This window comes from Pantoea sp. JZ29 (assembly GCF_035190385.1).
GTDB classification, from domain to species: Bacteria; Pseudomonadota; Gammaproteobacteria; order Enterobacterales; family Enterobacteriaceae; genus Pantoea; species Pantoea stewartii.
This window is the reverse complement of the sequence record NZ_CP045241.1, coordinates 1499912-1520987: the sequence shown is the minus strand read 5'-3', so window position 1 is coordinate 1520987 and position 21076 is coordinate 1499912. Positions and strand designations below refer to the sequence as shown.

20 protein-coding genes and 1 riboswitch are annotated in these 21076 nt (G+C 54.4%); of the genes, 11 read left to right on the top strand and 9 right to left on the bottom strand.

Annotated features, from left to right (window positions below):
* Positions 1-56 precede the first annotated feature (56 nt).
* Together GC090_RS07170 and GC090_RS07165 are read left to right on the top strand one after the other, a co-directional pair.
* Positions 57-1517 (top strand): mannitol dehydrogenase family protein, encoded by a 1461-nt coding sequence (locus GC090_RS07170; RefSeq protein ID WP_324021210.1) that lies wholly within the window; start codon positions 57-59, stop codon positions 1515-1517.
* Between the two features lie 50 nt (positions 1518-1567).
* The gene (locus GC090_RS07165) at positions 1568-2254 is read left to right on the top strand and encodes a GntR family transcriptional regulator (RefSeq protein ID WP_039338144.1); all 687 of its coding nucleotides are present in this window, start codon (positions 1568-1570) and stop codon (positions 2252-2254) included.
* 28 nt (positions 2255-2282) lie between these two features.
* Here the strand turns inward: GC090_RS07165 and thiD are convergent, their stop codons facing one another.
* Both thiD and thiM read right to left on the bottom strand, forming a co-directional pair.
* Positions 2283-3083, bottom strand: a complete 801-nt coding sequence (gene thiD / locus GC090_RS07160) for a bifunctional hydroxymethylpyrimidine kinase/phosphomethylpyrimidine kinase (RefSeq protein ID WP_324021207.1) — start codon at positions 3081-3083, stop codon at positions 2283-2285.
* A complete protein-coding gene (gene thiM / locus GC090_RS07155) occupies positions 3080-3868 on the bottom strand; it encodes a hydroxyethylthiazole kinase (RefSeq protein WP_185199248.1) in 789 nt (262 codons plus the stop codon). The genes thiD and thiM overlap by 4 nt, the downstream gene beginning before the upstream one ends.
* Before the next feature lie 34 nt (positions 3869-3902).
* Positions 3903-3999: riboswitch (TPP riboswitch) on the bottom strand.
* 300 nt (positions 4000-4299) lie between these two features.
* On the opposite strand from thiM, the gene GC090_RS07150 reads away from it, so the two are divergent.
* Complete coding sequence (locus GC090_RS07150; RefSeq protein ID WP_006119907.1) at positions 4300-4497, top strand: hypothetical protein; 198 nt, start codon at positions 4300-4302, stop codon at positions 4495-4497.
* Between the two features lie 91 nt (positions 4498-4588).
* Positions 4589-5548, top strand: a complete 960-nt coding sequence (locus GC090_RS07145) for an AEC family transporter (protein ID WP_033740536.1) — start codon at positions 4589-4591, stop codon at positions 5546-5548.
* Between the two features lie 47 nt (positions 5549-5595).
* Here GC090_RS07145 and ahpF read toward each other — a convergent pair whose 3' ends face one another.
* Both ahpF and ahpC read right to left on the bottom strand, forming a co-directional pair.
* Positions 5596-7164, bottom strand: a complete 1569-nt coding sequence (ahpF, locus tag GC090_RS07140; protein WP_039338149.1) for an alkyl hydroperoxide reductase subunit F — start codon at positions 7162-7164, stop codon at positions 5596-5598.
* A gap of 72 nt (positions 7165-7236) precedes the next feature.
* Positions 7237-7800 (bottom strand): alkyl hydroperoxide reductase subunit C, encoded by a 564-nt coding sequence (gene ahpC / locus GC090_RS07135; protein ID WP_033740540.1) that lies wholly within the window; start codon positions 7798-7800, stop codon positions 7237-7239.
* Positions 7801-8135: 335 nt separating this feature from the next.
* On the opposite strand from ahpC, the gene GC090_RS07130 reads away from it, so the two are divergent.
* Positions 8136-8591, top strand: coding sequence for a GNAT family N-acetyltransferase (locus GC090_RS07130; protein WP_039338150.1), 456 nt, complete (start codon positions 8136-8138; stop codon positions 8589-8591).
* Here the strand turns inward: GC090_RS07130 and apbC are convergent.
* A complete protein-coding gene (gene apbC, locus GC090_RS07125) occupies positions 8588-9700 on the bottom strand; it encodes an iron-sulfur cluster carrier protein ApbC (protein WP_033740543.1) in 1113 nt (370 codons plus the stop codon). The two genes, GC090_RS07130 and apbC, sit on opposite strands and share 4 nt — an antisense overlap.
* A 173-nt stretch (positions 9701-9873) precedes the next feature.
* Between apbC and metG the strand changes: the two genes are divergently transcribed.
* The 6 genes from metG (at position 9874) to sanA (ending at position 16826) form a co-directional block, all read left to right on the top strand.
* Complete coding sequence (gene metG / locus GC090_RS07120; protein ID WP_324021204.1) at positions 9874-11907, top strand: methionine--tRNA ligase; 2034 nt, start codon at positions 9874-9876, stop codon at positions 11905-11907.
* 115 nt (positions 11908-12022) lie between these two features.
* Positions 12023-12415: a CidA/LrgA family protein gene (locus GC090_RS07115; RefSeq protein WP_033740547.1), complete on the top strand. Its 393-nt coding sequence runs from the start codon at positions 12023-12025 to the stop codon at positions 12413-12415.
* Positions 12408-13100, top strand: coding sequence for a CidB/LrgB family autolysis modulator (locus GC090_RS07110; RefSeq protein WP_006119921.1), 693 nt, complete (start codon positions 12408-12410; stop codon positions 13098-13100). Before GC090_RS07115 ends, GC090_RS07110 begins: the two co-directional genes overlap by 8 nt.
* A 118-nt stretch (positions 13101-13218) precedes the next feature.
* Entirely contained in the window at positions 13219-14103 is an 885-nt protein-coding gene (gene cdd / locus GC090_RS07105) for a cytidine deaminase (protein WP_006119922.1), read from the top strand.
* A 170-nt stretch (positions 14104-14273) separates the two neighbouring features.
* Entirely contained in the window at positions 14274-15971 is a 1698-nt protein-coding gene (locus GC090_RS07100; RefSeq protein WP_006119924.1) for an NAD-dependent malic enzyme, read from the top strand.
* 135 nt (positions 15972-16106) lie between these two features.
* A complete protein-coding gene (gene sanA, locus GC090_RS07095) occupies positions 16107-16826 on the top strand; it encodes an outer membrane permeability protein SanA (RefSeq protein ID WP_006119925.1) in 720 nt (239 codons plus the stop codon).
* Positions 16827-17005: 179 nt separating this feature from the next.
* On the opposite strand, the gene GC090_RS07090 is transcribed toward sanA, so the two are convergent.
* The 4 genes from GC090_RS07090 to mglB form a co-directional block, all read right to left on the bottom strand.
* Positions 17006-17206: a hypothetical protein gene (locus GC090_RS07090; protein ID WP_324021202.1), complete on the bottom strand. Its 201-nt coding sequence runs from the start codon at positions 17204-17206 to the stop codon at positions 17006-17008.
* A gap of 125 nt (positions 17207-17331) precedes the next feature.
* Complete coding sequence (gene mglC, locus GC090_RS07085; RefSeq protein ID WP_006119926.1) at positions 17332-18342, bottom strand: galactose/methyl galactoside ABC transporter permease MglC; 1011 nt, start codon at positions 18340-18342, stop codon at positions 17332-17334.
* A gap of 19 nt (positions 18343-18361) precedes the next feature.
* Entirely contained in the window at positions 18362-19882 is a 1521-nt protein-coding gene (gene mglA, locus GC090_RS07080; RefSeq protein WP_006119927.1) for a galactose/methyl galactoside ABC transporter ATP-binding protein MglA, read from the bottom strand.
* A gap of 70 nt (positions 19883-19952) precedes the next feature.
* Entirely contained in the window at positions 19953-20948 is a 996-nt protein-coding gene (gene mglB, locus GC090_RS07075; RefSeq protein ID WP_033740552.1) for a galactose/glucose ABC transporter substrate-binding protein MglB, read from the bottom strand.
* Positions 20949-21076 lie beyond the last annotated feature (128 nt).

Genomic DNA, 21076 nt, shown 5'->3' with positions numbered 1-21076 from the left:
ATTTTTCATCCTTAATGCCAGCATGGCCTGCCGTCCGTCTGCCACAAGGATGCTTTATGCTACACATCGATCACCTTCCTGCGGATGTTCATCTGCCCGCCTATGACCGTCGCCAGCTTAAAACCCGTATAGTGCATATCGGCTTTGGTGCCTTTCATCGCGCCCATCAGGCCTTGTGCACGGATAAACTGGCCGAACAGGGTAGCGACTGGGGAATCTGCGAGGTTAACCTTAACAGCGGCGAGCTGATTCAGGCACTCCGCCAGCAGGACTTTCTCTATACGTTGACCGAAAAAAGTGACGACGCCGTGAAAACCCGGGTCATTGGGGTGGTTACCGCGGCACTGCACGGCAAAACGGACGGCATTGATGCCGTGATTACGGCCCTGTGCCAGCCGGACGTGGCGATTGTGTCGATGACCGTGACGGAAAAAGGCTATTGTCACCTGCCCGCCAGCGGCAATCTCGATCTGCAACATGCGGATATCGTGCATGACCTGGCGCACCCCGCACAGCCCCGCTCGCTGCCCGGATTGATTGTCGCCGCCATCCGCCGTCGACGCGATCTGAGTTTAGCGCCTTTCAGCGTGATGTCCTGCGATAACATGCCTGAAAATGGCCACGTCACACGGAATGTGGTGACGCAGCTCGCCCGGCAGCATGATCCGTCGCTGGCGGACTATATTCAGCACAACATCACCTTTCCCTCCACCATGGTAGATCGCATTGTTCCGGCGATGAATGAGGCCGCCTTTGACGCGTTACGTGCCCGTATTGGTTCGTCCGATCCAGTGGCCGTTGAGGCTGAACCCTTCTTTCAGTGGGTGATTGAAGACCATTTTGTCAGCGGCCGACCTGACTGGGACAAGGCAGGTGCCGAACTGGTGGAGGATGTGCTGCCGTTTGAGCAAATGAAGTTGCGCATGCTCAATGGCAGCCACTCCTTTCTGGCGTACCTTGGTTACCTTGCGGGTTATGAACATATCAGCGATTGTATGGCTGACGACGCGTTCCGGGCGGCCGCACGTGCGCTGATGGTTAACGAACAGGCGCCGACGTTAACCACGCAGGGCGTGGATTTACCGGCTTACGCCGACGCCTTAATCGCTCGCTTTGCCAACCGCGCTATCAGACACCGCACCTACCAGATTGCGACCGATGGCACCCAGAAACTGCCACAACGCTTTCTCGACAGCGTGCGCTGGCATCTCGCTAACGGCACACCCTGCCCGCTGCTGTTGCTGGGCATTGCCGCCTGGATGCGCTATGTCGCTGCGGTCGATGAAAAAGGCGAACCTATAGCGATCCGCGACCCACTTAAAGCCCAGCTGGCCACCTGTGTGGCAGAAAGCGCGGAAGGTCAGGAGCGGGTGCGGGCCTTACTGGGCCTGAAAACCGTTTTCGGCGAGGATCTGGCGGATAATACAGCCTTCGTTGACGCGCTCTCCGCCTGCTATATACAGTTAACGAAAGTGGGGGCACGGGCGGCCGTGCAACAGGCCATCGCACAGGGCTAAGGCGTTTTAACGCGCTGGCGAAATCGGGTTAATGTTAACAGGGACAGAACATGACGCTTTCCTACACCATCACGACAAGTGAACCGGTCAATCAGCAGATTTACCGTTATCTACGCAAAGATATCGTCACCTGCGTCATTCAGCCGGGCGCTTTGCTGTCGGAAAAAGAGGTTTCCGCCCGTTTTCATCTCTCTCGCCAGCCGGTACGTGAGGCGTTCATTAAGCTGGCAGAAGCCGGTCTGGTACAAATCCTTCCACAGCGCGGCACCTTTGTGCGTAAGATTTCAGCGAAGCAGGTCGAAGATGGACGCTTTATCCGGGAAGCGGTAGAACTGGCCGTGATACGCCGCGCAGCGCGGGAAACAAGCCAGCGCGGACTGATGGCGCTGGAGCATAATCTGCAGCTCCAGCGCATCACTGCCGCCCGGGGCGACAGCCAGATGTTTCTCAGCCTGGACGATGAATTCCATCGTCTGATTGCGGAGAGTATCGACTGTATGCTGGCATGGGAAACCATTGAAAACATCAAGGCGACGATGGACCGGGTGCGCTATCTCACCCTGAATCAGGTCGCGCCCGCTGAAACGCTGATCGAACAACATGAAGCCGTTTTTGCCGCCCTGAAAGCGCGCGATGCGGACCAGGCAGAAACCGCCCTGCGTCACCATCTGCAGGCAATGATGTTTTCGCTCGCGCCCGTGATCAGGCAAAACCGTGACTGGTTCGAGGCTGAGTAGCGCGCCGTACAATCGCTGAGCGAAGCCGTTACCACCACTGATGAAAATGATGCACAGGTCCAGTCCCGTGGCCCACCTCCAGCGAATCGGCTGCCAGCAGGGCCTGTTGTAGCCAGGTTTTGGCTTCATTAACCGTCTCCGCCCAGTCACTGTGCCGTGGACGCAGGGCCGCCAGCGCAGCAGACAGCGTACAACCGGTACCGTGCGTATGGCGCGTCTTCACCCGAGGCGTGCTGAACCGTTGCCGCCCCGCTGGCGTGATCAGCCAGTCAGGACTTTCGCCATGATCCAGATGTCCGCCCTTCATCAGTACGGCCTGACAACCCAGCGCCAGAAGGGCATCGCCCTGCGTCAGCATCTCGTTCTCATTGCTGGCCATACCGCATTCGAGCAGCGCGGCGGCTTCGGGCAGATTAGGTGTGATCAGTGACACCTGTGGCAACAGGCGCTCGCGGACACAGGCAATGGCATCAGGACTCAGTAAGGCATCGCCGCTCTTGGCCACCATCACCGTGTCCAGCACCACGAACGGGATTGCCCGGCGCTGCAAGCCAACCGCCACCCGCTCCACGATCGCCGCGTCGGACAGCATGCCAATTTTTGCACTGTCGATGCGCACGTCATCAAGAACGGAATCCAGCTGTGCGCTGACAAAATCAGGATCAATACGGTACACCGACTGTACGCCACAGGTATTTTGCGCCACCAGGGCCGTAATCACGCTGGTGCCGTAAGCGCCCAGTGCGGAGAAGGTTTTCAGGTCGGCCTGAATCCCGGCACCGCCGCTGGGATCGGTACCGGCAATCGTTAAAGCATTGATGCGTTTCACAGGGCGGCCTCCAGTGTCCAGAGCGCGTCCAGAAACGCCGGTGCAAAGCTGCCCGGCCCGGTTGATGCCTGTGCGGCTTTCTCTCCGGCCAGTGCCATCACCCGACAGGCGCTGGCGATATTGACCAGTCTGTCACCCGGCAGGCTGGCAAAGGCGGCGACGACCGCAGACAGTGCACAGCCGGTACCGACCACCCGCGTCATTAAGGGCGATCCGCCGACGATCGACAGGGTACGCATCCCGTCGGTGGCATAATCCACCTCGCCAGTGACCACCACACAGGTCTGATACTCCCGCGCCAGTTGTTGGGCGGCCAGCAGGGCGCTTTCGGCGGCGTGCTGGCTGTCCACGCCACGTCCGCCGTCAGCCTGCTGGGCCAGCGCCAGAATCTCGGAAGCATTGCCGCGAATCACGGCAGGCGACTGCATCAGCACCTGCTGGCAAAACCGGGTACGCAACGTCAGTGCGCCCACCGCTACCGGGTCCAGCGTCCAGGGCGTGCCTGCCAGATTAGCCGCCTCGATTGCCGCGGCCATGGCCTGCTGGCGTTCGTGCGTTAATGTGCCGACATTGATTAACAGTGCATCCGCGATACCGCTGAACTGCGGCGCTTCCTCGCGATCGATGACCATGGCAGGTGACGCGTTCAGAGCAAGCAGGACATTAGCCGTGAGCATTTGCACCACATCATTGGTCATGCAGTGCACGAGCGGTGACTGATGGCGAAACTGTTGCAGGATGGGCGCGCATTGCGCATCAGAAAGATGGTGCGGTTGATGTGTCATCAGAACTCCCAACCGGCGGACAAGAAGGCGAATGCGGTCAGGCATCAGACTTCCCTACGCTGGCATTATCCAGATCAGGTAATACGGGTTTTTCTCAGCCTTCACAAAGAAGGGCACCCCGAGTCGTGTTACGCAGAGAAGAATAAGTAAGCCCCTAAATTTAAGCAAGGTGCTTATTCTTTTTTCAACCTGGCGGGCGAGACTTTTACATGATCCCGATCAACTCCCCACCGCACGAAAAAAGGCTTAATGCTGCGGGCTTAAAATTTGCACGTCAGAGCAGTAAAGGTATTTACGCGAGTAAATTATATCCTTCACCATTATCAGAATGCCCAGCAATAACAAACACCTGCCTACAACATCGCAACAATAAATCTTCATATCACGTAGTTAAAAATTACCAGAACACTTCATACTTGACAGGAAGCATGATGCGATTTTTAGCGCTTATCCCTCATCGTCACCGATGGACTGACATCACCATTACCCGTCAGGGTGCCCTTTCTCCTTCTGGCCGACACTATTATTCCACTTATCTTTCTGCCCGTTGTCAGCGTTGCGATGCGGTTATCCATCGGGTGTATTATCGCGATATCAGTGATGACCAGGCGCGCCGCTGGCTGGGGTAAATTCGCGGGTCGGGTACACGTTTTGCCAGGTTACGCGGCCGACGCAATTTGGTAGTCTTGCCCTTACTGAGTCACTGGACTGCTTACGCTTATGCCCTTCCTGCTGGATACATTAGGACACCAGATTTACCTGTCAGCCCCGCTGTTTATTCTTATTTTCCTGGGTTATTGCCTGACGAAATGGGGCAAATGGCCGCTGAGCATCAGCGAAGGCATGAACCGGTTTGTCTTTAACGTTGCCCTGCCCTGCATGCTGTTTCGCATCATGAGTGACTTTTACAACAGTCCCGCAGTCGATGTGCGCCTGCTTCTGGCATTCTTTGGCAGTTGTCTGCTGGTGTTTATCGTGGGCCGAATCCTTGCCTCGCGTCTGTTTCATCTGGATGGCGTGGCCGGTTCGGTCTTTGCCCTGGGCGGGGTCTTTTCAAATAACGTTATGCTGGGTATTCCGGTCGCTACCGTCCTGCTGGGCCCCGGTGCCTTGCCATCGGTTGCGCTGGTGCTGGTGTTTAACAGTCTGATCCTCTGGACATTACTCACCGTCTCGGTGGAATGGTCGAAACAGGGCAGTTTTTCCCTTCAGGGCTTTAAGCGCACCTTGATTAGCGTGCTCAGGAATCCGTTAATTATTGGCATCTTATCAGGCACCGCCTGGAGCCTGTTGCAGCGGCCGCTTCCCGCCATCGCCGCTGAACCGCTGCGCATGCTGGCGTCCATCGCCGCACCCTTATCGTTGGTCACTCTCGGCATGAGCCTGGCGCACTACCGGGTGCGGGAAGGCTTGAAAGAGAGTTACACGATTTGTGCGTTGAAACTGATTCTGCAGCCGCTGTGTGTCTGGGCGATCGCCTGGCTGACGGGTCTGCCTGCGCTGGAAAGTAAAGTGGTAGTGCTGCTGGGGTCGATGGCGGTCGGTGTGAATGTTTACCTGATGTCGCAGAAATTTAACGTGATTACCGGCCCCACGGCCGCCAGTATGCTGCTTTCCACCCTTTTTGCCGCGATAACCACGCCGCTGTGGATGATGTTAATGACGCTGGCCGGATACTAAAAAGCCCTGTAACACAGGTTACAGGGCTGGCTTTTGCACCGAAAAACTTAGTGTGCAGGTTGGGTGCGAATCAGGTAATCAAAAGCGCTCAGCGAGGCTTTTGCCCCTTCACCGCTGGCAATGATGATTTGCTTGTAAGGCACCGTGGTGCAGTCGCCTGCTGCGAAAACGCCTTTCAGGCTGGTTTCGCATTTTGCATCGATGATGATTTCACCCATCTTGTTGCGCTCAACCGCCCCTTCCAGCCAGGTGGTGTTAGGGAGCAGGCCAATCTGAACAAAAATGCCTGACAGCGCCAGTTCATGGGTTGTCTGGTTGGTGCGATCCAGATATTGCAGGCCGGTAACTTTGCTGCCGTCGCCTTTCACTTCGGTGGTTTGTGCATTCAGGATCACATCCACGTTTTTCAGACTGCGCAGTTTGTCCTGCAGCACTTTGTCTGCACGCATTTCGCTGGCGAATTCCAGCAATGTGACGTGTTCAACAATACCAGCCAGATCGATAGCCGCTTCCACGCCGGAGTTACCGCCACCGATGACGGCAGTGCGTTTACCTTTGAACAGCGGACCGTCACAGTGCGGGCAATAGGTCACACCTTTAGTACGGTACTGCTCTTCCCCCGGTACGCCCATGTTGCGCCAGCGCGCGCCGGTCGCCAGGATGATGCTACGGGATTTCAGTACGGCACCTGACGCCGTTTCAATGGCGTGCAGGCCGCCTTTCGCCGCAGACGGAATCAGTTTAATCGCGCTCTGACTGTCAATCACATCAACACTGTAATCGTCAACGTGGGCACGCAGTGCGCCAGCCAGTTTGGCCCCTTCCGTTTTCTGCACGGAAATATAGTTTTCGATATCAACGGTATCCAGTACCTGTCCGCCGAAACGCTCACCCATCAGGGCGGTGCGGATGCCTTTACGGGCAGAATAGATGGCGGCCGCTGCGCCAGCGGGACCGCTGCCAATAATCAGCACATCATAGGCTTCGCGTTTATTCAGCGCTTCTGCTGCGCGCTTGTCAGCATTGGTGTCGACTTTACTGACGATCTCCGCCAGGCTCATGCGGCCCTGACCAAACTCTTTGCCGTTCAGGAAAACCGCCGGCACGCCCATGACATTCCGTTCCTGAATTTCGTTCTGGAACAGGCCACCGTCAATCGCGGTGTGGCTGATGCGCGGGTTCAGGACCGCCATCAGATTCAGAGCCTGTACCACATCCGGACAGTTGTGGCAGGACAGCGAATAATAGGTTTCGAAATGGAAATCCCCATCCAGCGCCGCAATCTGATCAAGCAGATTTTGTGCTTCTTTGGACGGGTGCCCACCGGTCTGTAACAGCGCCAGCACCAGTGAGGTAAATTCATGACCCAGCGGCGAACCCGCAAAACGTGGGCCGTGATCCGCACCAGGGTTAGTGATTAAAAATGAGGGTTTACGCACCTGACGATCGTTCTCTTCACGAAAGCTGACCTTGTCAGACAGGCTCGCGATATCGACCAACAGATTGCGAATCTCGGTTGATTTTGCGCCATCATCCAGCGTTGCAATCAACTCCACAGGCTTGGTGAGTTTCTCAAGATAAGCTTTGAGCTGCGTTTTTAAATTGGTATCAAGCATAGTGAGTTCCTGGTCAAAAAATCGGGTGCCGAAGCACCCGATGAGAAAATGATCGACGTTGCGATGCGGAAATTAGATTTTGCCAACCAGGTCCAGCGAAGGCGCCAGAGTCGCATCACCTTCTTTCCATTTGGCCGGGCACACTTCACCAGGGTGAGAAGCCACGTACTGCGCCGCTTTCACTTTGCGCAGCAGGTCAGACGCATCACGGCCAATACCTTCAGCGGTGATTTCTACAGCCTGGATAACACCCTGTGGGTCAACGATGAATGTACCACGGTCAGCCAGACCTTCGTCTTCGCGCATGATGTCGAAGTTGCGGGTCAGCGCGCCAGTTGGGTCACCGATCATCGCATATTTGATTTTTGCGATGGTGTCAGAAGAGCCGTGCCAGGCTTTGTGGGTAAAGTGGGTATCAGTAGACACAGAGTAGATGTCCACGCCCAGTTTCTGGAACTCTTCATAGTGATCCGCGACGTCGCCCAGTTCGGTTGGGCAAACAAAGGTGAAGTCAGCCGGATAAAAGAAGAAAACACTCCATTTACCTTCAACGTCTTTCTCGGTTACTTCGATAAACTGGCCGTCTTTAAATGCACTGTTTTTGAACGGCTTAATTTTGGTGTTGATAATGGACATGTGATGGCCTCCTTTAAAATATGTGATGCAGCTTACAAATTTTCCGGGCCAACATCTAATAAGCCCTCGTTATCAATAAAATAAACGAAAGCTATCAAACGCCGATCGCGTTGATCGTTAAGGGAAAAAACCGCTTTTCTTACCTTCATTTACCCGCAAAAAGATATATTGCGTGCTTCCAGGCAATAACCCCTGTGCGTTAACTGAAGGCCGTTTGCTGTTTTCCCATAAGGCACCGTCGGGCAGTGTACAAGGAAAGTGATGACATTTGTTCTGCTTTTACTTTTTTGAGAATCCCTGCCAGGGTTGTTAAAAGATGTTTAACGGAGCTTGATGTGCATATTCGATTATTTACAGAGGCCGACCGTCCTTTCCTGCGGACGTTGTTTCTGGCGGCCCGTCGGCATAACTGGGACTGGATCGCCAACGATGACTGGCAACTGGAAGACTTCGATCAGGTGATACTCGGCGAAACCGTTTTAGTGGCTGAGCTGGACGGGCATCGGGCAGGATTCGCGGGTCTGATGGAAAACGATAATTTCTTACACAGCCTGTATGTGGACCCTGATTATCAGGGGCGCGGTGTGGGCAGTGCACTGCTTGAGGCCGTCCAGTCACGCTTTACATCAACCGGCGCGCTGAAGTGTCTGCAAATGAACAAGGCCGCCCAGACGTTTTACCTGCAACATGGCTGGAAAGTGATTTCCCAGGGTGAAAGCGAGCAAGGCGGCTATCTGTTAATGCATTATCCCCAGGCGTCGCACTATGAGAGCGACGCGCAGAAGGGTTAAAGCGCGCGGAAGGCGATATCGCCGGGAATCACCTCGCCCTGCCAGTAAAGCTGGGCGGCCACACGTCCGGCGAGCTGACGGTACAGCATCGCAAATTCACTGTCCGGCCGACGAATCACCGTTGGCTCGCCATCATCCAGATCTTCACGCAGATGAATATGCAGGGGAAGCTGTGCCAGCAGCCGCGTGCCATAGTCATCCACCAGCCGTTGCGCCCCGCCGGTACCAAAAATTGGCTCATGGTGACCGCACTGGCTGCAGACGTGGATACTCATGTTCTCCACCACGCCCAGCACCGGGACATTAACCTTTTCGAACATGACCATGCCTTTGCGTGCATCGATGAGCGCGATGTCCTGTGGCGTAGTGACCACCAGCGCACCGGTGACGGGCACACTCTGCGCGAGCGTTAACTGGATATCTCCGGTTCCTGGCGGCATATCCAGCACCAGATAATCCAGGTCGGGCCACTGGGTTTCGGTAAGTAACTGCATCAGCGCTTTGCTGGCCATAGGGCCGCGCCACACCATCGCGTTATCGTCGGTCACCAGATAGCCGATGGAATTGGTTGCCAGACCATGGGACATGATCGGCGCCATATGGGTGCCGTCAGGCGAGGTCGGGCGCTCTTTTTCACAGCCCAGCATGTTAGGCACGGACGGGCCATAAATATCGGCATCCAGAATGCCCACACGTGCGCCTTCAGCCAGCAACGCCAGCGCCATATTAACTGCGGTACTCGATTTGCCCACGCCGCCTTTACCGGAGCTGACCGCGATAATGTTCTTCACGCCGTTAACACCTGGGTGATTTTTCACGCGTTTCAACGTAGCAATCTCGTGACTTAACCGCCAGTCGATGGCCTGCGCGCCGCTCAGACGCAGTAGCTCAGCGCTGGTGTCTGCTTTTAAGGTCTCAAACGCGCTGTGCCAGGCAAAAGGCATCCGCAGTTCAATATGCAACGTCCCATCCAGCAGCGCCACATGATGCAGCGCCTTCAGGGTAATAAGGTTACGTTGCAGCGTCGGATGCTCAAAGCTGTTCAGAACGCCGGCCACAACGGCGCGTAAGGCTTCTGGTGTATGTGGTTCCCGGGATTGCGCTGTCATCCCCACTCCTTTTCTGCTGTGCTTATGCTGTTTTTCAACGATGTAGTAACAATACTATCAGATGCCGATCGTTTCACGGGCCGCGCGGCGGGAAATCCCTTATGTTTACGCGGCTGTGCCCATCGGTTACCATCTAAGCCCGTTTTTTTACTTAACTGAAAGCTACGCAAACTATGACTCAAGTCGCAAAAAAAATTCTGGTAACCTGCGCCCTGCCTTACGCTAACGGCTCAATTCATCTCGGCCACATGCTCGAGCATATCCAGGCGGACATTTGGGTGCGTTATCAGCGAATGCGTGGCAATCAGGTTTACTTCATCTGCGCCGATGACGCCCACGGCACGCCGATCATGCTGAAGGCTCAGCAGTTGGGCATTGCGCCGGAACAGATGATTGCTGAAATGAAACACGAGCACGAAACAGATTTTGCCGGTTTTAACATCAGCTATGATAACTATCACTCAACGCACGGCGACGAGAACCGTGAGCTGGCCGGGCTCATCTATGGTCGCCTGAAAGAGAACGGTTTCATTAAGAACCGCACGATTTCTCAGCTGTACGATCCGGAAAAAGGCATGTTCCTGCCTGACCGTTTCGTGAAAGGCACCTGCCCGAAATGTAAAGCGCCTGACCAGTACGGCGACAATTGCGAGGTGTGCAGCGCGACCTACAGCCCGACCGAACTGATCGATCCGAAATCTGTGGTGTCCGGTGCAACCCCTGTGCTGCGTGATTCCGAGCACTTCTTCTTTGACCTGCCGTCGTTCAGCGAAATGCTGCGCGCCTGGACGCGTTCTGGCGCCCTGCAGGAGCAGGTCGCCAATAAAATGCAGGAGTGGTTCGAATCCGGTCTGCAACAGTGGGATATCTCCCGTGATGCGCCGTACTTTGGCTTCGAAATTCCTGGCGCGCCGGGCAAATACTTCTACGTCTGGCTGGATGCGCCAATCGGCTATATGGGCGCGTTTAAGAACTTGTGTGACAAACGCGGCGACATCAGTTTTGACGAATTCTGGCAGCAGGATTCCACCACAGAGTTGTACCACTTCATTGGTAAAGACATCGTCTACTTCCACAGCCTGTTCTGGCCTGCCATGCTGGAAGGCAGCGGCTTCCGCAAACCCAACAACCTGTTTGTGCATGGCTATGTGACCGTAAATGGCGCAAAAATGTCGAAATCGCGCGGAACCTTTATCAAAGCCAGTACCTGGTTACAGCATCTGGATGCCGACAGCCTGCGCTATTACTATGCGGCCAAGCTTTCTTCGCGTATTGATGACATCGACCTGAATCTGGAAGATTTTGTTCAGCGCGTCAACGCCGACATTGTGAACAAAGTGGTCAACCTGGCATCACGTAATGCCGGTTTTATCACCAAACGCTTTGACGGCAAGCTGTCCGCAGAACTGGCCGACCCGGCGCTTTATCAAACCTTCCTGGACGCATCCGAAAAAATTGGCGAGGCCTGGGCAAGCCGTGAATTTGGCCGGGCGATTCGTGAAATTATGGCGCTGGCCGATCTGGCCAACCGTTATGTTGACGAGCAGGCACCGTGGGTGGTGGCGAAGCAGGAAGGCCGTGATGCCGATCTGCAGGCTATTTGCTCCATGGGCATTAACCTGTTCCGTGTGCTGATGACCTGGCTGAAGCCTGTGCTGCCGTCGCTGAGCGAGCGAGCCGAAGCTTTCCTGAACAGCGAACTCAGCTGGGACGCCATTCAGGAGCCGCTGCTCGACCATCAGGTTGCGCCGTTTAAAGCCCTGTATGGTCGCATTGAGATGGCGAAAGTCGAGGGCCTGATTGAAGCGTCGAAAGCCGACGCGGCTGAAGCCAGTAAACCGACGGTCAGCGGCCCACTGGCGGATGCGCCGATTGGCGATACCATCACGATTGATGACTTTGCCAAAGTTGATATGCGCGTGGCACTGATTGAGAAAGCGGAACTGGTGGACGGCTCAGACAAACTGCTGCGTCTGGAGTTGGATCTGGGCGGCGAGAAGCGCCAGATTTTCTCTGGTATCCGTGCAGCCTATCCTGACCCGGCCGTACTCGTCGGCAAAATGACCATTATCGTGGCGAACCTGGCACCACGTAAAATGCGCTTTGGCGTCTCGGAAGGCATGGTGCTGTCTGCGGGGCCGGGCGGCAAAGACCTGTTCGTGTTGTCTGTCGACAGTGGCGCAGTGCCGGGTATGCCCGTTAAATAAGGCGTTCGCCCTTCCTGCATCTGATGGCAGGAAGGGCCGTTCTGCCTTACGCTGACAGCTGGCACGCCAGACCGTCAGTGCGTAGGATCACGCTCGTTGGAAACAGGAGCCTGTCATGCACACCGTGCTAGCGATAAGTTGGCGTTATCTGCGCGCTTTTACCCTTCTCTATCTCTGTTTATATGCCGGAAACGGCGTAGCAAGGTTGCTGCCCATTACGCTGCCCGGCAGCATTATTGGCATGCTGATTTTGTTTACCCTGCTCGCGTCTCAGATCGTGCCGGTCCACTGGGTTAAGCCCGGTTGTCATCTTATTATTCGCTATATGGCGCTGCTGTTCGTTCCCATCAGCGTGGGCGTCATGAATTACACCGATCTGCTGACCGCGCAGTTTGGCCCTATCGTGGTCTCGTGTCTTGTCAGTACCTTCGCTGTCCTGAGCATCGTGGGGTTAAGCGCCCACAAGCTGCATTCGCGCGCCCCGACGAAAGAGGTGAAGGATGAGTGATATCTGGTGGTCATTGCCCCTGACGCTGGGCGCATTTTTCCTGGCGCGCAGACTGGCTGCCGCGCTGAAGATTGCCCTGCTGAACCCCTTGCTGGTTTCAATGGCGATCATCATTCCCATCCTGCTGTTACTGCAACTGCCCTATACACGTTACTTTGCCGGAAGCCAGGTGCTTAATGCCCTGCTACAGCCCGCCGTGGTCGCACTGGCGCTGCCGCTGTATGAGCAGATGCATCAAATTCGCGCCCGCTGGAAATCCATTATCGGCGTATGCCTGATCGGCAGCCTGACGGCAATGACCTCCGGCACAGCGATCGCCCTGTGGATGGGGGCAACGCCGGAAATCGCCGCCACGATTTTACCTAAATCCGTCACCACACCGATCGCGATGGCGGTATCCGGCTCTCTGCACGGCATTCCCGCTATCAGTGCGATTTGTGTACTGATAGCCGGTGTGCTCGGTGCGGTATTTGGCCATATGGTGCTGAATCTGTTGGGCGTGAAAAGTAAAGCGGCACGCGGTCTGGCGATTGGTAATGCGTCCCACGCGCTGGGAACCGCCCGGGCGGCGGAACTGGACTTCCAGGAAGGGGCATTTAGTTCGCTGGCACTGGTGATCTGCGGCATCGTAACGTCGTTACTGGCACCCTTTGTTTTTCCGCTGCTACTGCACTGGTTTGGCTAAAACTTTGGGAGAGATCTCGCAAAGTTGAAAACTCTAAGACACGTTGCATTGTCAGAGCGACAGAGATCACATATAAACCGATGTCTGGCACATTGCCTGAAGATTGAATGAGGCTTCCATGCATCCACGTTTCCACTCTGCCTTTGAATTACTGCCGGCTCCCCTGCAAACCGCGCTTCGTCCGGTGCTGAGTGAGCCGGGATTTGACGCGATGCTGCGGGCCGATCAGGTCACCCTCCTGCAACAGCAAACCCAACTGGATGCGGACGCCCTCGCCCTGGCGCTGCTTCCGGTCGCGGCGGCCTGCGCGGTCGCCTCGCTGTCCCGTTTCAACGTCGGTGCCATTGCACGCGGGATAAGCGGTAACTGGTATTTCGGTGCCAATATGGAGTTTGCCGGTGCCACCATGCAGCAAACCGTGCATGCAGAACAAAGCGCCGTTACGCACGCCTGGCTGCGCGGCGAAGCGCGCCTGGAGACCATCACCGTCAACTACACGCCGTGCGGGCATTGCCGCCAGTTCATGAATGAGCTTAACAGCGGCACGGCGATTCGTATCAGCCTGCCCCAGCGCCCGGTGCAGACGTTAGCGCACTATCTGCCTGACGCTTTCGGTCCTGGCGACCTGCACATCACCGAACGGCTGATGGATAAGGTGGATCATGGCTTTGTTGTCACGGGCGATGCGCTGTCGCAGGCGGCCATTGACGCGGCCAACCAGAGTCATGCCCCTTACAGCCGCGCGTTCAGTGGCGTTGCAGTGCAAACCGCCTCAGGCCGTATTTTTAGCGGTCGCTATGCGGAAAATGCGGCCTTCAATCCCAGCCTGCCTCCGCTTCAGGCCGCACTGATTTTGCTGAACATGGCCGGCGAATCCTGCGAGGCGATTCAGGCAGCGGCGCTGGCCCAGCCCCGACAGCCTGCGTTAGATCAGTATTCAGCGACGCAGGCAACACTGCGCGCGCTGGGTTGCGACAACCTCAGCGTTATCGAGCTGGCGTAAAGCGTAATGCGGGGCACGGTTTTAAACAGTTTCTAAATCTTTTATTTACAAAAGCTGTACATCCGCGAGAAATTTCATAGGATCTGACGCCAGGCCTTCTTTATCAAAATAAACTGGCGTCCTCTACCCTCTTATTGCGCCAGGAACACTCGCAACCGGAGCATTACTGCATGGAACTCGAATACGAAAGTAAACGCCCGCTCTATATTCCCTACGCTGGCCCTATTCTGCTGGAATTTCCCCTGCTGAATAAGGGCAGCGCCTTCAGCATCGAAGAGCGTAACGAATTCAATCTCAACGGCTTACTGCCCGAAGCGGTCGAAACCATTGAAGAGCAGGCGAAACGCGCATGGCGTCAGTTTCAGGACTTCAAAAATAATAACGACAAGCACGTCTACCTGCGCAATATTCAGGACACCAACGAAACCCTGTTCTACCGTCTGCTGGACAATCATCTTGAAGAGATGATGCCAATTATTTATACGCCAACCGTCGGCGCAGCCTGCGAACACTTCTCTGAAATTTATCGCCGCGCCCGTGGTGTGTTCATCTCATATCCCAACCGTGAACACATCGAAGACATGCTGCAAAACGCCACCAAACAGAACGTTAAAGTCATCGTGGTGACCGACGGTGAGCGTATTCTGGGCCTGGGTGACCAGGGCATCGGCGGCATGGGTATTCCGATTGGTAAACTGTCGCTGTATACCGCGTGCGGCGGCATCAGTCCGGCTTACACCTTACCGGTGGTGCTGGATGTCGGTACCAATAACCAGCAACTGCTGAACGATCCGCTTTATATGGGCTGGCGTCACCCACGTATCACCGGTGAGGAGTACGATGAATTCGTTAATGAATTTATCCAGGCCGTGAAACGCCGCTGGCCGAAAGTGCTGCTGCAGTTTGAAGACTTTGCGCAGAAAAACGCAATGCCGCTGCTGGAGCGCTATCGCGATGAAGTGTGCTGCTTCAACGATGATATTCAGGGCACCGCTGCTGTCACCGTGGGCACTCTGATTGCCGCCAGTCGTGCTGCCGGAAGCCGTTTGTGCGAACAAAAAGTGGTGTTCCTGGGGGCAGGTTCAGCCGGCTGCGGTATCGCAGAGCAAATCATTGCGCAGATGAAGTCGGAAGGTCTGAGCGATGAAGAGGCGCGTAGCCGCGTAATGATGGTCGACCGCTTTGGCCTGCTCACTGATAAGTTGCCTAACCTGCTCGATTTCCAGAGCAAGCTGGTGCAGAAAAGCGACAACCTCAAAGACTGGGATACGGCCAGTGATGCGATTTCGCTGCTGGACGTAGTGCGCAACGCCAAACCCGATATTCTGATTGGGGTTTCAGGCCAGCCGGGACTGTTCACCGAAGAGATCATCCGCGAGATGCACAAGCACTGCAAACGTCCTATTGTGATGCCGCTCTCTAACCCCACCTCGCGCGTTGAAGCCACGCCAGCGGATATTATCGCCTGGACCGATGGTGCTGCACTGGTCGCGACCGGGAGCCCGTTCTCACCGGTTTCATGGAACGGTAAAACCTATCCGATCGCGCAGTGTAACAACTCCTATATCTTCCCGGGCATTGGTTTAGGGGTGATTGCCTCGGGTGCATCACGCGTAACCGATACCATGCTGATGACCGCCAGCCGCGCACTGGCAGACTGCTCGCCGCTGGTCAACGATGGTGAAGGGCCGGTACTGCCTGAAATCAAAGATATTCAGGGCGTGTCGAAAGTGATCGCAATGGAAGTGGGCAAAGCCGCGCAACTGGCGGGCGTTGCCGTGGTGACCTCGGAAGACGTGCTGTCACAGTCTATTTCGAATAACTTCTGGCTGCCGCAATACCGTCATTACCGCCGTACCTCGATCTAAAAAGGTCTGCGCTGGATCATCCTCTGATCCAGCGCTGCTTAAAATAGCACCAGCCAGACGGGGTAAACTTGCTTCGCGAGGGTTGCTCAAGTAGCCTTGTCCCACCAAAACCTCTCATCTCGAGTGCTCAGGCGCATGTTGAAACGCGTTTTCATTGCTCTGCTTTTCATCATCTTAACGATGGTGGCGACGGCGCTTGGCCTGGATCGCTGGATAAGCTGGAAAACCGCCCCCTATATTTACGACAATCTGGCCTCACTGCCCCATCGTCAGGTCGGTGTTGTGCTGGGTACGGCAAAATATTACCGCACCGGGGTGATTAATCAGTACTACCTCTACCGGATGCAGGGCGCGCTTAACGCCTATAACAGCGGCAAGATTAACTATTTACTGCTGAGCGGAGACAATGCGCAGCAGAGCTATAACGAACCCATGACCATGCGGCGCGATTTAATCAAAGGTGGCGTTGATCCGGCGGATATCGTACTGGATTACGCGGGCTTTCGGACGCTGGATTCCATTGTCCGCACGCGCAAGGTATTCGATACCAACGATTTTATTATCATCACCCAACGCTTCCACTGTGAGCGGGCGCTGTTTATCGCCCTGCACCTTGGCATTCAGGCTCAGTGCTACGCTGTGCCCTCGCCGAAAAATATGCTGACAGTGCGCATGCGTGAGGTCGGTGCACGTCTTGGCGCGCTGGTAGATTTGTACCTCCTCAAGCGTGAACCGCGCTTCCTCGGGCCTCTGGTGCCCATTCCCGCCGTACATGATGTGCCGGAGGATGCGCAAAGCTATCCTGCAGTCACCCCTGAGCAACTGCTGGAACTGGAACAAAAACGCCATCAGTAAGCCGCCTTTGTCTGGCTGACAGCCCGCTGACCCTGGCGTGAAGATGGCCTGTGAGAACGGACGATTACGCCGGCGCGGCAGGCTCAGCCTTTCTGACAGGAGTGCATCGCCGACGCGTAGCATCCTTGCTATGGCGAAACAAGGCTTAGCGCGCGACTTTGCGATGGCGTCAGGGCTTATCACGCATCGTTACCAAGGATGACGGTCAGTCCAGCGCGGCGGATTTGCTGCTTTTTTACCTTACTGACCTGCTGACCTGCTGACCTGCTGACCTGCTGACCTGCTGACCTGCTGACCTGCTGACCTGCTGACTCAGGATTTTGCGTCCACAGGACAGCTTTCTGTTCCTGATTAAAGTCAATTCGAACACGCATTCTCATAGCGGGCATCCTGCTGGCTCGCCGTGAATCCGCGTTCTTTCCTGCTTCCGGGCGCACGCTGGCAGCTTCCGTGCCATAAAAAAAGCGGCCCGCAGGCCGCTTAGCTTACATGATGACTTCTGCCGTTATTTTTTACGTGCGTACTTCAACGAGTCGAGCGCCACAGCAAAAATAATGATGCCGCCCTTGATGATGTACTGCCAGTACGGGTTAATGCCGATATAGGTCAAGCCATAGTTGATGACGGTGAAGATCAACACACCGGTCACGACACCGGCCACCGTCCCCACACCACCGGCAAAAGACACACCACCGACGACGCAGGCCGCGATAGCATCCAGCTCGTACATAAAGCCAAGGTTGTTCGTTGCCGAGCCGATACGGCCCGCTTCCAGCATGCCGCCGAAAGCATAGAACACGCCTGAAAGAGCATAAATCAGAATCAGGTTCAGGTTAACGTTTACGCCGGAGACTTTTGCCGCTTCCGGGTTACCGCCGATGGCAAAAATGTTTTTACCGAAACGCGTTTTGTTCCACAGAATCCAGACGAACACGATCGCAATCACCGCATAGAAGGTGATGTAGGACAGCTTAAAATCCCCGAAACGCAGGAAGCCTTGCGTAAAGGTTGAGAAGCCGTCATAGAAGCCTGCAATCGGTGATGCGCCTACGAAATCGTAATACAGCGAGTTGATACCGTAAACGATAATCATGGTACCCAACGTAGTGATAAACGGCGTCACTTTCAGGTAAGCAATAATTACGCCGTTCACCAGGCCAATAACGGCACCAATCGCACAAACAATCAGGATCACCACAGGAATCGGTACGGTTTCCAGATGGGGAAACACTTTGTTTGGGTTATCCATAGCCTGCAGCAGCGAAGCGGCCACGATAGCGGCGAGGCCAACCTGACGACCGGCTGACAGGTCTGTCCCCTGAGTCACAATCAGTCCCGCAACGCCCAGCGCGATGATAATACGCACCGAGGATTGGGTCAGAATGTTACTCAGATTCATTAAACTTAAGAACGTCGGATCCTGGAAAATAATAATCGCCAGCAGTACCAGTAGCACGACATAAATGCCACCCTCTTTCAGCCAGGTTAGCGCATTCTTTTTTGTAGTCGCTTTCATGTTAACAGCCCTTACTTCATTAAAGGTGTAATGACGCTAAACGCAATATTTCGTTCTGCGTAGTCGTTTTTGTATCAACAATGCCAGCGACCAGACCGTTACTCATGACCAGAATACGATCGGTGATGCCTAACAGCTCTGGCATTTCGGAAGAGATAATAATGATGCCCTTTTCTTTTTTTGCCAGCTCAGCCATCAGCTGGTAAATCTCGAATTTGGCCCCCACATCAATACCGCGAGTGGGTTCATCGAGCATCAATATTTCGGGCTGCGTCAGCAACCAGCGTCCAATAATCACCTTCTGTTGGTTACCACCTGAAAGCGAACCAATTTGGGTGTGGTGGCCTGGCGTTTTTACCCGCATGGAGTCGATAACCCATTGGGTATCACTCTTCATACGCTTATTATCCAGCAGACCAATGTTGTTCTTATATTTTTTGATATTGGAGATGAGAGAATTAAAACCAATATCCAGAAACGCATAAATACCGGTAGAGCGACGTTCTTCCGTCACAAGAGCAAAGCCATGATTGATGGCTTCGTTCGCCGTGTGATTATTAATCGTTTTACCGTGCAGTTTAATTGTGCCGCCCGATTTTTCGCGAATGCCAAACAGCGTTTCGACGATATCCGTACGTTTTGCACCGACCAACCCGGCAATACCGAGTATCTCCCCTTTACGCAAATCAAACGAAATATCACGAATAGAAGGCTGACGCAGAGAGGTTAAATTGCGCACCTCAAGAATGGTCTCGCCCGGCACATTTACGCGATCCGGGAAGCGCTGGCTTAATGAACGCCCCACCATCATGGCGATGATCTTATCCATGTCCAGCCCTTCGAGCGGCTGGGTTGCAATCCACTGACCGTCACGCAGAACCGTAATTTCATCACACAACTGGAAGATCTCTTCCATTTTGTGTGAAATATAAACAATGCCGCAGCCGCGATCTTTCAGCTTACGGATAATCGTGAACAGATGATTCACTTCTTTTTCCGTCAACGAGGATGTTGGTTCATCCATGATCACGATTTTGGCGTCATAAGAAAACGCTTTGGCAATCTCAATCATCTGCATTTGCGAGACGGAGAGATGCGCGACTTTGTCACGGGGATCGATGTTAATATCCAGCTCGTCAAAAATCGCTTTGGTATCACGGTACATTTTTTCCTGATCGACAAAGAAGCCTTTGCGTGGATAACGCCCAAGCCACATGTTGTCCATCACGGTACGCTGTAATACCAGGTTTAATTCCTGGTGCACCATTGACACGCCATTTTCCAGCGCCTCTTTGGAACTTTTAAAATCTATTTCCTGCCCTTGAAAAAGAATACTTCCGGTATCTTTTTTGTAGATACCAAATAAACATTTTAACAACGTTGATTTACCAGCGCCGTTTTCACCCATCAGTGCATGAACGGAGTGAGGCCGCACTTTTAAATTTACGTTGTCGAGAGCTTTAACGCCGGGAAATGATTTACTGACGTTGGTCATTTCCAGCAGATATTCGCGCTGCGCGGTCGTATTATCACTGGCCATAATTTACCTGGCTAAAAAACGGTGATGACATAAAAAAGGCGCAGCAGCAGCCGCGCCCGTTTGCACATAATTATTTCTGGAACTGAGACAGGTTTTCCTGATCAACCGGTACGTAGGGTACGCGTACGATCTTATCGACCATCTTGAAGTTGGTGCCTTCGGTGGCCGGTTTACCATCGGCAAGGTTCTTCGCCATATCGATGGTGGCTTTCGCCTGGTTTTCCGCATCGTTCAGCACCGTACCGGCCATCGCGCCAGATTTAACCAGCGCCAGCGCCTCAGGTAAGGCATCCACACCAAATACCGGGATAGAAGACATGTTGTGTGCCTTCAGCGCTTCAACAGCCCCCATCGCCATCGCATCGTTGTTCGCGATTACCACTTCGATTTTCTTGGCGTTAGGGCCTGACAGCCAGGCGTCCATTTTGTCTTTAGCCTGTGCGGTATCCCACATCGCCGTATCCATCGCTAACTGCTGGGTTTTCACGCCATCTTTGTTCAGCGTATCGATAACATATTTAGTACGCGCTTCAGCATCAGGATGGCCTGGTTCACCTTTCAGCAGCACATACTGGATCACACCGTCTTTGTTCAGATCCCAGGCCGGGGTCGCTTTCCAGTGTTTCTCAATCAGTTTGCCCTGAATCACGCCAGACTCTTTCGAATCGGTACCGACGTAGTAGGCTTTATCGTAGCTGGCCAGCACTTTGGCGTTAGGTTCTTTGTTGAAGAACACAACCGGGATATCGTTCGCACGGGCTTTCTGTACCACGACGGCCGCTGCAGCCGGGTCGACCAGGTTGATGGCTAACGCTTTCACGCCTTTTGCCATCAGCACGTCAATTTGATCGTTTTGTTTTGACTGATCGTTCTGCGAGTCATTCATCAGCAGTTGGATGCCGCCCAGCGTTTTGGCTTCTTTCTCGATGTCTTTACGTACCATCGACATAAAGTTGTCGTCGTACTTATAAATAGTCACGCCGATACGGGTATCAGCGGCGTGGGCTACTGCACCAAACATCATGCTGGCAACCAGTGCTGTGAGCGTGAAAACCTTCTTATTCATGGTATCTCCGGTTTTTCTGTAGGGTCTTTTTATGTTCTGCTGCGTCAAGCCGCGGAAGAACATCGGGTAAGAATTATCCGGCGAGGCAAGATGCGCTCTAAATCAGACTGAGCCACTGCTGTGCCGTG

Coding starts and splice junctions, on each gene's coding strand:
- GC090_RS07170 (WP_324021210.1), top strand. CDS start 57: ATGCTACACATCGATCACCTTCCTGCGGATGTTCATCTGCCCGCCTAT.
- GC090_RS07165 (WP_039338144.1), top strand. CDS start 1,568: ATGACGCTTTCCTACACCATCACGACAAGTGAACCGGTCAATCAGCAG.
- thiM (WP_185199248.1), bottom strand. CDS start 3,868: ATGACACATCAACCGCACCATCTTTCTGATGCGCAATGCGCGCCCATC.
- GC090_RS07150 (WP_006119907.1), top strand. CDS start 4,300: ATGCGATTTTTAGCGCTTATCCCTCATCGTCACCGATGGACTGACATC.
- GC090_RS07145 (WP_033740536.1), top strand. CDS start 4,589: ATGCCCTTCCTGCTGGATACATTAGGACACCAGATTTACCTGTCAGCC.
- ahpF (WP_039338149.1), bottom strand. CDS start 7,164: ATGCTTGATACCAATTTAAAAACGCAGCTCAAAGCTTATCTTGAGAAA.
- ahpC (WP_033740540.1), bottom strand. CDS start 7,800: ATGTCCATTATCAACACCAAAATTAAGCCGTTCAAAAACAGTGCATTT.
- apbC (WP_033740543.1), bottom strand. CDS start 9,700: ATGACAGCGCAATCCCGGGAACCACATACACCAGAAGCCTTACGCGCC.
- metG (WP_324021204.1), top strand. CDS start 9,874: ATGACTCAAGTCGCAAAAAAAATTCTGGTAACCTGCGCCCTGCCTTAC.
- GC090_RS07115 (WP_033740547.1), top strand. CDS start 12,023: ATGCACACCGTGCTAGCGATAAGTTGGCGTTATCTGCGCGCTTTTACC.
- GC090_RS07110 (WP_006119921.1), top strand. CDS start 12,408: ATGAGTGATATCTGGTGGTCATTGCCCCTGACGCTGGGCGCATTTTTC.
- cdd (WP_006119922.1), top strand. CDS start 13,219: ATGCATCCACGTTTCCACTCTGCCTTTGAATTACTGCCGGCTCCCCTG.
- GC090_RS07100 (WP_006119924.1), top strand. CDS start 14,274: ATGGAACTCGAATACGAAAGTAAACGCCCGCTCTATATTCCCTACGCT.
- sanA (WP_006119925.1), top strand. CDS start 16,107: ATGTTGAAACGCGTTTTCATTGCTCTGCTTTTCATCATCTTAACGATG.
- GC090_RS07090 (WP_324021202.1), bottom strand. CDS start 17,206: ATGAGAATGCGTGTTCGAATTGACTTTAATCAGGAACAGAAAGCTGTC.
- mglC (WP_006119926.1), bottom strand. CDS start 18,342: ATGAAAGCGACTACAAAAAAGAATGCGCTAACCTGGCTGAAAGAGGGT.
- mglA (WP_006119927.1), bottom strand. CDS start 19,882: ATGGCCAGTGATAATACGACCGCGCAGCGCGAATATCTGCTGGAAATG.
- mglB (WP_033740552.1), bottom strand. CDS start 20,948: ATGAATAAGAAGGTTTTCACGCTCACAGCACTGGTTGCCAGCATGATG.